Annotated in this window: 11 protein-coding genes; all 11 read left to right on the forward strand. The window is 35.3% G+C overall.

Annotation, left to right across the window (positions count from 1 at the left end; genetic code table 11):
• Positions 1-18: 18 nt before the first annotated feature.
• The 11 genes from FEZ18_RS07140 to FEZ18_RS07185 all read left to right on the forward strand — a co-directional run bounded on the left by FEZ18_RS07140 (position 19) and on the right by FEZ18_RS07185 (position 11,601).
• On the forward strand, positions 19-957 hold the full coding sequence (locus tag FEZ18_RS07140; RefSeq protein WP_153267689.1) for a bifunctional riboflavin kinase/FAD synthetase: 939 nt from the start codon (positions 19-21) through the stop codon (positions 955-957).
• Positions 958-1,097: 140 nt separating this feature from the next.
• Positions 1,098-2,369 carry a serine--tRNA ligase gene (gene serS, locus FEZ18_RS07145; RefSeq protein WP_153267690.1) on the forward strand — a complete coding sequence of 424 codons (1,272 nt, stop codon included), beginning with the start codon at positions 1,098-1,100 and terminating at the stop codon, positions 2,367-2,369.
• A 176-nt stretch (positions 2,370-2,545) separates the two neighbouring features.
• Positions 2,546-2,671, forward strand: a complete 126-nt coding sequence (locus tag FEZ18_RS14845) for a hypothetical protein (RefSeq protein WP_255473338.1) — start codon at positions 2,546-2,548, stop codon at positions 2,669-2,671.
• A gap of 164 nt (positions 2,672-2,835) precedes the next feature.
• Complete coding sequence (locus FEZ18_RS07150) at positions 2,836-4,611, forward strand: tetratricopeptide repeat protein (RefSeq protein ID WP_153267691.1); 1,776 nt, start codon at positions 2,836-2,838, stop codon at positions 4,609-4,611.
• 4 nt (positions 4,612-4,615) lie between these two features.
• Positions 4,616-5,128, forward strand: a complete 513-nt coding sequence (locus FEZ18_RS07155; RefSeq protein ID WP_228122905.1) for a GNAT family N-acetyltransferase — start codon at positions 4,616-4,618, stop codon at positions 5,126-5,128.
• 48 nt (positions 5,129-5,176) lie between these two features.
• On the forward strand, positions 5,177-5,500 hold the full coding sequence (locus FEZ18_RS07160) for a DUF4286 family protein (protein WP_153267692.1): 324 nt from the start codon (positions 5,177-5,179) through the stop codon (positions 5,498-5,500).
• A gap of 155 nt (positions 5,501-5,655) precedes the next feature.
• The gene (rsmA, locus tag FEZ18_RS07165; RefSeq protein ID WP_153267693.1) at positions 5,656-6,456 is read left to right on the forward strand and encodes a 16S rRNA (adenine(1518)-N(6)/adenine(1519)-N(6))-dimethyltransferase RsmA; all 801 of its coding nucleotides are present in this window, start codon (positions 5,656-5,658) and stop codon (positions 6,454-6,456) included.
• Between the two features lie 55 nt (positions 6,457-6,511).
• Positions 6,512-7,885, forward strand: a complete 1,374-nt coding sequence (gene mgtE, locus FEZ18_RS07170; RefSeq protein WP_153267694.1) for a magnesium transporter — start codon at positions 6,512-6,514, stop codon at positions 7,883-7,885.
• A gap of 616 nt (positions 7,886-8,501) precedes the next feature.
• The gene (locus tag FEZ18_RS07175) at positions 8,502-8,933 is read left to right on the forward strand and encodes a deoxycytidylate deaminase (protein ID WP_153267695.1); all 432 of its coding nucleotides are present in this window, start codon (positions 8,502-8,504) and stop codon (positions 8,931-8,933) included.
• Positions 8,933-10,534: a S41 family peptidase gene (locus tag FEZ18_RS07180; protein WP_153267696.1), complete on the forward strand. Its 1,602-nt coding sequence runs from the start codon at positions 8,933-8,935 to the stop codon at positions 10,532-10,534. The genes FEZ18_RS07175 and FEZ18_RS07180 overlap by 1 nt, the downstream gene beginning before the upstream one ends.
• 308 nt (positions 10,535-10,842) lie before the next feature.
• Complete coding sequence (locus FEZ18_RS07185; RefSeq protein WP_153267697.1) at positions 10,843-11,601, forward strand: UDP-2,3-diacylglucosamine diphosphatase; 759 nt, start codon at positions 10,843-10,845, stop codon at positions 11,599-11,601.
• Positions 11,602-11,969 lie beyond the last annotated feature (368 nt).

Below are 11,969 nucleotides of genomic sequence, written 5' to 3' on the forward strand. Positions count from 1 at the left end.
TGCAATTTTATTTATTACATGAAAAGCGTAAATACTATTGAAACCTATAAAGCAAATGCTCCAGCAGTGGTTACTATTGGCACTTTTGATGGTGTGCACATCGGTCATCAAAAAATTGTTGAACGCTTAATCAATACAGGTAAAGCAGAGGGTTTAAAATCTGTAATTCTCACTTTTTTTCCGCATCCGCGAATGGTTTTGCAAAAAGAGTTATCTATAAAACTTATAGATACCATTGCCGAGCGTCAGGCTAAATTAAAGGCCTTAGGTCTAGATCACTTATTAATAATAGAATTTACCGAGGCCTTTTCAAGACTCTCTGCCGAAGAGTTTGTGAAAACGATTTTAGTCGATAAGCTCCGTACAAAAAAGGTAATTATTGGTTACGACCACAGGTTTGGCAGAAATAGAAATGCCGATATAAACGATTTAAAACACTATGGGAAGCTGTATAATTTTGAAGTTGAAGAAATCTCTGCCCAAGACATTAACAATGTTGCTGTGAGTTCGACAAAAATAAGAAAAGCTTTAAATGAGGGCGATATAGCTAAAGCTAATGCCTTTTTAGGTTATAATTTTACAATTACTGGCACTGTAATTACAGGTAAAGGTCTGGGGAGGCAATTGGGCTTTTCTACAGCCAATATTAGAGTAGAAGAAGATTATAAGTTAATACCTAAGCAGGGCGCTTATGTGGTGAGTTCTCTTATTGATGGTGAAAAAGTTTTTGGAATGCTTAATATTGGCTTAAACCCTACAGTTCGGGGTAACAACACACTAAGCATCGAAGCGCATTTTTTTAATTTTAATAAAGATATTTACAACAAAACCATTAAGATAGAATTGCATAAACGCCTGCGTGACGAACAAAAGTTTGAATCGCTAGAGGCCTTAAAAAGCCAGCTAGAAAAAGATAAAAAAACCGCTTTGGTTTATTTTCAAGAGCCCCAAGGTTAGTATGTGCCTAAAAATAATTGCTAATCATTCGGCATAAATTGTTTCTGGACACGAATTTAAATAACACAGTTGTATTTTGCCTGTAAATTTTTATGTTTTATGGAGTAATTCATTAAGTTTGTTGTTTAAATTTTTAAAGTATGTTACAAGTCCCTTTTATTAGAGAGAACAAAGCCTTGGTAATTGAAAGATTAGCAAAAAGAAATATAGACGCAACCGAAATGATTGAAGCTGTTATAGCGCTTGATGACGATAGGAAGCGGTTGCAATCGGAGTTGGATAATACTTTGGCAGAATCAAATACCTTATCTAAACAAATTGGGATCTTATATAAATCTGGCGAAGCGCAAAAAGCAAATGCTTTAAAAGATAAAACTAGTGCGCTTAAAGACAGTTCTAAAACACTTAATGATGACCTTAACAACACCGTTGTAGCCTTACATGAGTTGTTGTGTAAAATACCAAACGTACCGAACCAAATCGTCCCTTCTGGAAGTACAGAAGACGATAATTTAGAGGTTTATAAAGAAGGAGATATTCCTGTTTTAAGCGATAATGCCCTGCCACACTGGGAGTTAGCTAAGAAATACGATATCATAGATTTTGAACTTGGTAATAAAATAACTGGTGCGGGATTCCCAGTTTATAAAGGTAAGGGGGCTAAATTACAACGTGCTTTAATTACTTATTTTTTAGATAAAAATACGGCAGCAGGTTACACCGAATATCAATTACCACTTTTGGTGAATGAAGACTCTGGTTTTGGTACGGGACAATTGCCAGATAAAGAAGGGCAAATGTATCACGTAACCGGAGATAATTTATACTTAATACCAACGGCAGAGGTGCCAGGAACTAATATTTTTAGAGATGTGGTGTTAAATGAAACCGAATTGCCTATTGCAGTTACGGGTTATACGCCATGTTTTCGTCGAGAGGCTGGCAGTTATGGTGCGCATGTTAGAGGTTTAAATAGGTTACACCAATTTGATAAGGTTGAAATTTTACGGGTAGAACATCCCAGCAAATCATACGAAGCTTTAGAGGGTATGGTAAACCACGTTAAAACTATTTTACAAGAATTAAAACTGCCTTATAGAATTTTAAGACTTTGCGGTGGCGATTTAGGGTTTACTTCGGCACTAACTTACGATTTTGAAGTGTTTTCTACAGCCCAAGATCGTTGGTTAGAAATTTCTTCAGTATCTAATTTTGAAACTTTTCAGGCCAATCGTCTAAAATTACGTTTTAAAAATAGTGAGGGTAAAAACGAATTAGCACACACGTTAAATGGCAGTGCATTGGCTTTACCAAGAGTGTTGGCTGGAATTTTAGAAAACTACCAAACCGAAGAAGGTATTCTAATTCCAGAAGTATTGCAGCCTTATACAGGGTTTTCCATTATTAATTAAATGGATGGAAAAAACGGTAAGCTAAGAATAGCAATAGATAAAAATCTCTGTTATCGCAAATTTTATCGATAAAATGCTAATAAAACACGTTGTTTAACGTTTTTTGATTGGATTTCTTTTGAGATTTAATTTTTTTTCAGAGCTTAGCGACTAGCAAAAGAATAAAGCTTGGCAACATGAAAAATATTTTACGTTTATTGCTTTTAATAGTTTTGGTGCTAGTAGCGAGTCAGGTGCTGTTTTCAGATTTTGAAATTTCTAAAAACGAAAATACCACTACCGCGGTCTTAGTAACCGAGTAATAGCTTCCCAGTTAAAAAGGCCGTTTTACGGCAATGAGAATTCTTGACTATGTGTAGTCGTTTGTACTTGTTAGTTTTTAATTAACAGATTTTAACCTCCTAAGGACTTAGAATCGCTTACGCAATGGTTTTTAAGTGACATTCACATTTGTTATATTTACACCATGAGAATTCTTTTTCCAATATACTTTTTGTGCTGTTTCACGCTTTTCGCGCAAAGCGATGAGCTTGCAAGAGATTATTTTGAAAATGGTGATTTCGAAAAGGCATTATACCAGTATGAAAAACTGCATGAACAATCGCCGTCAAACATAAATTACATCACCAGTCTTGTTTCTACACACCAACAATTAGAGCAGTATGACCAGGCCGAAACCTTTCTTCTTAGTTTAATAAAACGCATTGATTATCCCGCTTTTTTTGTTGAATTAGGGTATAATTTCCAACTTAAAAACGATTTAGAGAAAGCCCTTATAAATTATCAAAAAGCAATTCAAAGCTTAGACGATAATGTTAGTAATGCCTTTTCTGTGGCACGCAGTTTTCAAACACATAACTTGTTAGACGAAGCTATTGTGGTTTACGAAAAAGCCATGCTTATCAAGCCCGAATTAAATTTTAAATTTCAACTTGCTCATCTATACGGTGAAAAAGGTGAAATTGAGAAAATGTTTCTAAGCTATATGGAGTTTGCTGAGAGAAACCCCGTCGCCTTAAACAATATAAAACGTTATCTAAACGATTTTATAAGTGACAATCCGAATAACAACAACAATATATTGTTCAGAAAAACCTTGCTAAAAAAAATGCAGCAGGAACCTAATTTACTTTGGAATGATATGTTGAGTTGGCTTTTTATTAAGCAAAAAGATTTTGAAAAAGCCTTTATTCAAGAAAAAGCTATTTTTAATCGAATGCCAGAAAGTTTAACTGGTATTGAAGCACTTGGAGATATGGCTTTTAACGAAAATGATTATGAAGTTGCTAAAGCCATATATACTTTTTTAATTGAAGCCGCTCAAGATTCAGACACACAGCTCCATGCTCATTATAATTTGTTACAGCTTGAAACTAAATTAAGCGCAGTTAAAAATTACGATGTCATAAACGACAAATATGTAGAACTGTTCAAGCAATACGGTATCTTTCCGCAAACTTTAAAACTTCAACTCGCTTACGCTCACTTTTTGGCTTTTAATAAAGATGAAACAGGGAAGGCTACCGAGTTTTTAGAAAAGACCTTAACACTGCCCTTATCGCAATTTGAAACGGCTAAGGTTAAACTAAAATTAGCAGATATTTTGGTGCTGCAAGAAAAGTTTAATCAAGCCTTGATTTATTACACACAAATACAACGTAACTTAAAAAATAGCACCATCGCACAAGAGGCGCGCTTTAAAGTAGCTAAAACAAGTTATTACAAAGGCGATTTTAAATGGGCAGAATCACAGCTCAATATTTTAAAAGCCTCAACATCGCAGCTTATCGCTAACGATGCCCTCAACTTAAAATTATTAATCGCAGATAACAAATACCAAGATTCCTTGCAAACCGCACTAAAATTGTACTCGAAAGCCGATTTGTTAGCGTTTCAGAATAAAAATGACGAGGCTATTTTGGTTTTAAATTCTATTTTAGAGCATCATAAAACCGAGCCAATAATAGCCCAAACATTATTAAAACAAGCGGCCTTATTTGAAGAAAAAAAACAATTTAAAAAGGCACAAGCTAATTACGAATTAATAATTGCAAATTACAGAGACGGCATTTTAGTGGACGACGCCTATTATAAATTAGCGCTTATTTTAGAGACTCATTTAAATGCACCCGAAAAAGCCAAGGCGATGTTCGAGCAAATCATTTTTAATCACCCCGACAGCATTTATTTTGTTGAAGCTCGAAAAAGATATAGAGCGTTGCGCGGCGACGCCATAAATTAATTTTATGATAATAGTCGAAACAGAACGATTGTTAATTTCAAAAGTCAGTTTAAAAGACGCCCCTTTTTTTGTGGAGTTGATGAATACCCCACATTGGCTCAAGTATATTGGCGACCGAAATATTAAATCTGTAAAAGAGGCTGAAGAACATCTTAAAAACGGCATTTTAAAAAGTTATAAAATCAACGGTTTTGGATTGTATAAAATTTTATTAAAAGCTGAAAACAATAAAACAATCGGAACTGCAGGACTTATAAAAAGAGAACAATTAGACCATGTGGATATCGGTTTTGGTTTTTTGCCAGAATACGAAGGTAAGGGGTACGGTTTTGAAGCCTCCGTTGAAATTATAAAGCTTGCAAAATGGGAATTTAAACTAAAGAAAGTGGTAGCCATAACCAATCCCATTAATAAAAACTCGATTAAATTACTGGAAAAACTAGGTTTAGTTTTCGAAAAAAGAGTAAAACCTTTTGATGATGATGCAGAACTTCTGTTATTTGCAAAAACATTTTAAATCTTGGTTATTTCTAGATTAGCTGGAAATATCGCAATATCTCACAATATGATTATATACAACGAAACATTAAGTATAGACGACTCCATTCACGACGAATGGTTGGTTTGGATTAAAGAGCACATACCGCAAGTATTAGCGACAGGTAAATTTGAAAAAGCCACATTAACTAAAGTTTTAGTAGACGAAGAAATGGGAGGCCAAACCTATTCCATTCAATACCGCTCGTATTCTCGCGAAGCTTTAGACGCTTATTATCGTGAAGATGCCGATAGACTTAGGCGACTTGGTATGGAAAAATTCGCCGATAAAATGTTAGCGTTTAGAACAGAGCTTCAAATTGAAGATGAATATACCGTTAGTTTTAAATAAAAACCTCCAGTAAAGGTACATAGTGAAAAGGTTTAAAGCAACACGTTTTATACCTTAACGTTTTGGCGAATCAAAAAAAATCTTCATGCACATTACCCTTTTTGAAGCTTAGTTTTCTATCTTCGTAAACATCATAAAAAAACATTCGCGAATTCGTGTCAAACAAACCCAATCAACAGCAGGTAAAAGCAAAAAAACACTTAGGTCAACATTTTTTAACCGATGAGGCTGTTGCACAAAAAATTGCTAACACTTTAACCTTAAAAAATAACGATAATATTCTGGAAATTGGTCCGGGAATGGGAGTGCTTACCAAGTATTTACTTCAAAAAAATATTAAAACCCATGTTATAGAAATCGATACCGAATCGGTAGCCTATTTAAAAGCTAACTATTTGAATTTAGCACCAAGAATAATAGAAGAGGATTTTTTAAAGTACGATTTAAATGTGGTTTTTAAAGGAGAACCCTTTGCAATTATTGGAAATTTTCCTTATAATATTTCCACACAAATTATTTTTAAAACTTTAGACATGCGCGATCAGATTCCAGAATTTTCTGGGATGTTTCAAAAAGAAGTTGCGCAACGTATTTGCTCTAAAGAAGGTAGTAAGGTTTATGGTATTCTATCGGTGTTGGTGCAAGCATTTTACGAGGCGGAGTATTTATTTACGGTACCGCCTTCGGTATTTAATCCACCACCAAAGGTAGATTCGGGTGTGTTAAGACTCATTAGAAAAGAAAATTACAGTCTAGGCTGTGATGAAAAACTATTATTTAGAACCGTTAAAACAGCTTTTCAGCAACGCAGAAAAACACTGCGCAACAGCTTAAAGAGTTTCGATTTATCAGATGAGTTGAAAGCGAACCCTCTATTTAGCAAGCGCCCAGAACAGCTTAGTGTAGAGGCTTTTATTGAGCTTACACAATTAATTGAAAAAGACATTAATTCGTGACTTCGAGTGGTTTTAGAATGTGATTTTGAAATAGTAACGCGAAGTTTTAGACCTTATGGCAGACGAAAAAGAAAACATAAAATTTGAGCTAACCAAGGACCTCGTTAGGCAGGTTGAACAACTTATTGAAGTCCAAGATAACAAGGCGCTTCGAAAGCTGCTTAAGGAATTTCATTATGCCGACATAGCCGAAATTCTTGACGAATTAGGTCTGGAGGAGGCCATGTATGTGATCAAGCTTTTAGATTCTGAAACCACCTCAGAAATACTCATGGAACTCGATGAAGACAATCGAGAAAAGGTGTTAAAAAATCTATCGGCCCAAGAAATTGCCGAAGAAGTTGATGAATTAGATACCGATGATGCGGCAGACATTATCGCCGAACTTCCCGAAGAACGCCAGCAGGAGGTTATCAATAGGTTAGAAGACCTAGAACATAAAGCCGAAATCACAGAACTTTTAGCCTACGATGAAGATACCGCAGGTGGTCTTATGGCAAAAGAACTTGTTAAGGTTTACGAAACCTGGACTGTCGCAGGTTGTATGCGTAGAATTCGCGGTCAAGCCAAAGAAGTAACCCGGGTACATTCCATTTATGTGGTTAATAAAGAAGAAAAACTTATTGGTCGCTTGTCTTTAAAAGATTTAATAGTAGCTAAAAGTGACCAAAAAATATCAGACTTAGTCAAGGTTAATGTAGACTATGTTAATGTAAATGATGATGCTGAAGATGTGGCCAAAATCATGGCAAAATACGATTTAGAAGCCATTCCTGTTGTAGACGACAATCACGTATTATTAGGAAGAATTACGATTGATGATATTGTAGATGTTTTAAAAGAAGAAGCCGAAAAAGATTACCAGTTAGCCGCGGGTATCACCAAAGATGTTGAGGCCGACGATAGCATCTGGAAACTCACCTTAGCACGTTTACCATGGCTACTTATTGGTATGTTTGGCGGTTTAGGTGCTGCCAGTATTATCGAATATTTTAACGAAGAAATGGGTTCGTTTATCGTACTGCTTAGCTTCGTACCTCTTATACAGGCAACTGCGGGGAATGTAGGGGTACAATCGTCGGCAATTGTGGTTCAAGGTTTAGCAAACAATGCAGTAGACGGCAACATTGTAAAACGCCTTTTTAAAGAGTTTTTTCTCGCCGTGGTTAATGGTCTCGCCATAGCTCTTGTTGCCCTAATTGTAACACATTTTGTGTTTGGTACGCCCTATATTGTATCATTCACCATTGGTATAGCGCTTATTTCGGTAATTATTATGGCGGCTATAATAGGGACATTCATCCCTATTTTCTTATACAAAAGAGGTATCGACCCGGCAGTAGCCACCGGACCATTTATTACAACTAGTAATGATGTTTTTGGTATTTTAACATACTTTTTAATAGCAAAGCTTATTCTAGGGTTTTAAGTTTTTGCCACCTCTAAGTTTATTTCATGCTCCTAAAGTTTCGGTGTTTTGCATGTCGTTTTTACTGTGTTTTAAAACCAGCGTAAATGGTACCTATGCTGTTTATTGGTTTTTCTAAACTAGACGTTCTTATATATGGCGTTCCAATAACTCCCAAAACCCTAAAAGCATACGATTAATGTTATAAATTAAGAAGCTAGTTTCAACTTAATGTATAAATTTGCATTTTTCGTAAAAGTTTAACGAACAAGCGTTGTAATTAAAATACGAAGCGAGTATATTCGTGATATGAAACATCCATAACTATAATTTGATACCCAACGAAATGATGAAATGGATGTCGCATGTGACCGATGAAAAACAATGAATATAAACACATGAAACATCCATAACTAAGACTTGATACCCAAGGAAATGATGATGTGGATGTTGCCTATGAGCGATGAAAAAAATAAATATAAACACCTATTAGAATTTAGCGTTTGCGTTAAGGATTGCAGCGGCATCCTTTTGCTTTTTTGCAAAAGATATAGCGTAAAGCCTGACCTTTTTTTACGCTAACAACGTTTATATCTACGGTTATGAAAAAAAGGTAACGCCCAAATTAATGACATAAATGCCAGAACACAAACAACTAAAATACGATAAAGCTTATTTGAGAATAGCCAAAGAGTGGGGTAAATTATCGTATTGTAAACGCCGTCAAGTTGGCGCAATTATTGTTAAAGATAGAATGATAATTTCCGATGGATATAACGGTACGCCCACAGGATTTGAAAACTTTTGTGAAGACGAGCAAGGCTACACCAAATGGTATGTCCTGCACGCCGAGGCCAACGCCATTTTAAAAGTAGCATCGTCTACACAATCTTGTCATGGCGCAACGTTGTATATTACGATGTCGCCTTGTAAGGAGTGTAGCAAATTAATCCATCAAGCAGGTATTATAAGAGTGGTTTACAGTCAGGCCTATAAAGACGACTCGGGATTGCAATTTTTAGAAAAAGCAGGTATAGAACTTAAAAAAATAGATGCCATAGACGAATAATGTCCTACCAAAAAAAATATTTACCATTAGTTATAGGCACTGCAATTGCGGTGGGCATTTTTATTGGCGGAAAGTTAAATTTTTCTGATGCCCCAGACCGCTTATTTTCTACTAATAGTAAGAAGGATAAACTAAACAGGCTTATCGATTATATCGATTATGATTATGTGGACCATGTTAATACCGATAGTATTGTAGACGTTACCGTGAATGCCATTTTAGATAATCTGGATCCCCATTCTGTATACATTCCAAAAGAAGATATGCAGCGTGTTAGTGAAAACATGAAAGGTGATTTTATTGGCATAGGCGTTAGTTTTTATTCTTATAAAGATACAATCGCTGTGATTAGACCAATAGAAAATGGTCCCAGTGCTAAAGCGGGTATAAAAAGTGGCGACCGCATTATGATTGCTAATGGCGATACGCTTTTTGGTGGTAATTTTAAAGACGACGAGATTATTAGAAAGCTTAAAGGCCCCATAAATAGCAAAGTAAATCTAAAAGTGTTTAGAAAAGGTGAGCCCGATTTGTTAGATTTTACGGTAAAACGTAGCGTTATACCTATAAAAAGTGTAGATGCTGCTTATATGATTACCGAAAATTTAGGTTATATAAAAATTAACCGTTTTGCAGAATCTACTTATAAAGAGTTTAAAAAAGCATTAGAAAAATTAATAGCCAATGGCGCTGCCGAAATTGCTTTGGATTTACGCGATAACCCTGGAGGTTTTTTAGGTATTGCCGAGCAAATTGTCGATGAGTTTTTAGAAAAAGATAAACTTATTTTATTTACTAAGAATAAAAGCGGTCGTATTGATAAAAGCTTTGCATCAAGTAAAGGTGATTTTGAGAATGGCCATGTGTATGTCTTAATTAATGAGAATTCGGCGTCGGCAAGCGAAATTATTGCAGGGGCTTTACAAGATAACGATAAGGGCACTATTATTGGTAGGCGTTCTTATGGTAAAGGGCTCGTACAACGCGAAATGGCTTTGGGCGATGGCAGTGCTGTGCGATTAACCGTATCTCGCTATTATACACCAACGGGACGCTCTATACAAAGGCCCTACCAAAATGGCGAGCAAGATTATTTCGATGAGTACTTTAACAGGCTAGAAAGTGGCGAACTTTTAGATCCAGAAAAAATTACAGTGGCCGATTCGTTAAAATTTACAACTCCTAAAGGTAAAATAGTGTACGGCGGCGGCGGTATTATTCCCGATGTTTTTGTGCCTATAGATAATAGCTTGCACAATGAAACACTAATGTATATTCAGCGTCACGGTTTTATTGCTTATTTTGTGTTTGAAGAGTTAGAAAAAGACAGGCAAATTTACAGCGGTATTTCTAGGCAAGATTTTATTGATAATTTTGAGGTGGGTCAAGATTTAGTATTCGCTTTTGAAGATTACTTAAACGTGCGAACAAAATCTGAAATTTCTTTCCAAGACTATCACGATAAAGTAAAACAATACCTTAAGGCGACTCTGGCAGATCAACTTTATGGGAATGGTGCTTTTGAAGAGGTGTTTAATAAACACGATATGATGATTAAAGAGATTGTCAAATTAAGCGAAGCCAAACAAGATGTTAATTAAAAGCTTTTGTTTTTCAGGAAACCTAAAAACGAGATATTGAATGAATTTATACCAATTTAGTTTTGAAATGTCGTATTATTAATTTGAATTATTTTTTGTTCAGATGAGATAGAAAATTAAAGCATAGCCTGAGTTATGGTTTTATTTTATACTGAAATATGGGCGAAAAAGAAACAAATTATATGCGTCATGACATGGCTAATTTGGTATTAAAAGGGAATTATATTCTGGGATGCCGATAAAATTGAAAAAATTAATACTAGAACTGAAGTTTTTGTCTTAGGCAGAATATACTATATATTTACAGCATGCAAATTCCCGAAGGAAAAAAAATATATTTCGCCTCAGATAACCATTTAGGTGCCCCAACCATGGAAGCTTCTCGTATTCGCGAGAAAAAATTTGTGGCTTGGTTAGACACTGTTAAACAGGATGCCGCAGCCCTATTTTTGTTGGGTGATTTGTTTGATTTTTGGATGGAATACAAGTATGTTGTGCCAAAGGGCTTTACCAGAACTCTTGGTAAACTGGCAGAAATATCAGATTCTGGCATACCAATTTACTTTTTTGTAGGCAATCACGACCTCTGGATGAATGGGTATTTTGAAGATGAGCTCAATATTTCTGTACATCACAAGCCAGCCGAATTTACCTTTAACGATAAAACATTTTTTATAGGTCATGGCGATGGTTTAGGTCCAGGTGACAAAGGCTATAAACGCATGAAAAAAGTGTTTACAAATCCGGTTTTTAAATGGCTCTTTAGATGGCTACACCCCGATATTGGCGTGCGAATAGCACAATATTTGTCGGTAAAAAATAAGCTTATTTCAGGCGACGACGATGCTATTTTTTTAGGAGAAGACAACGAGTGGCTCGTGCAATATTGCAAAAAGAAATTAGAGGATAAACACCGCGATTTTTTTGTGTTTGGTCACAGACATTTACCTTTAGATATAAGCCTAAATGAGAACTCTAAATACCTCAATTTGGGCGATTGGATGCAGTATTACACCTACGGCGTTTTTGATGGCGAAACACTTCAGCTTAAAACCTTTGAGCCATAAAGTTTAGTTGCATATCTTATCTCAATTAAATTTTACGCTTTGTTTTTGAATGGGTCACTATTCCTATGGAAATTATTAATAAGTTGTACTTTAATGTGTTAATTTTACGTTTACACCAATTTAATTTTGAAATGTCGTATTGTTAATTTGAATTATGTTTTGTTTCGATGAGATAGAAATCGCAGATTCACGAACTCGTAATTATAAAATAATATGGGCGTGAGCTAAAATCAAAGCATAGCCCAAAGGTATGGTTTGATGTTATACCTAAATATGGGCGAAAAAGAACTGCGAAGCACATCATGAACGCCTATTTATAAAATAGAAAGATGTGAGTAACCGAATTATAGGCGACATAACATTGTTAA

The sequence above is a fragment of the Oceanihabitans sp. IOP_32 genome (assembly GCF_009498295.1).
Taxonomy (GTDB): Bacteria; Bacteroidota; Bacteroidia; order Flavobacteriales; family Flavobacteriaceae; genus Wocania; species Wocania indica.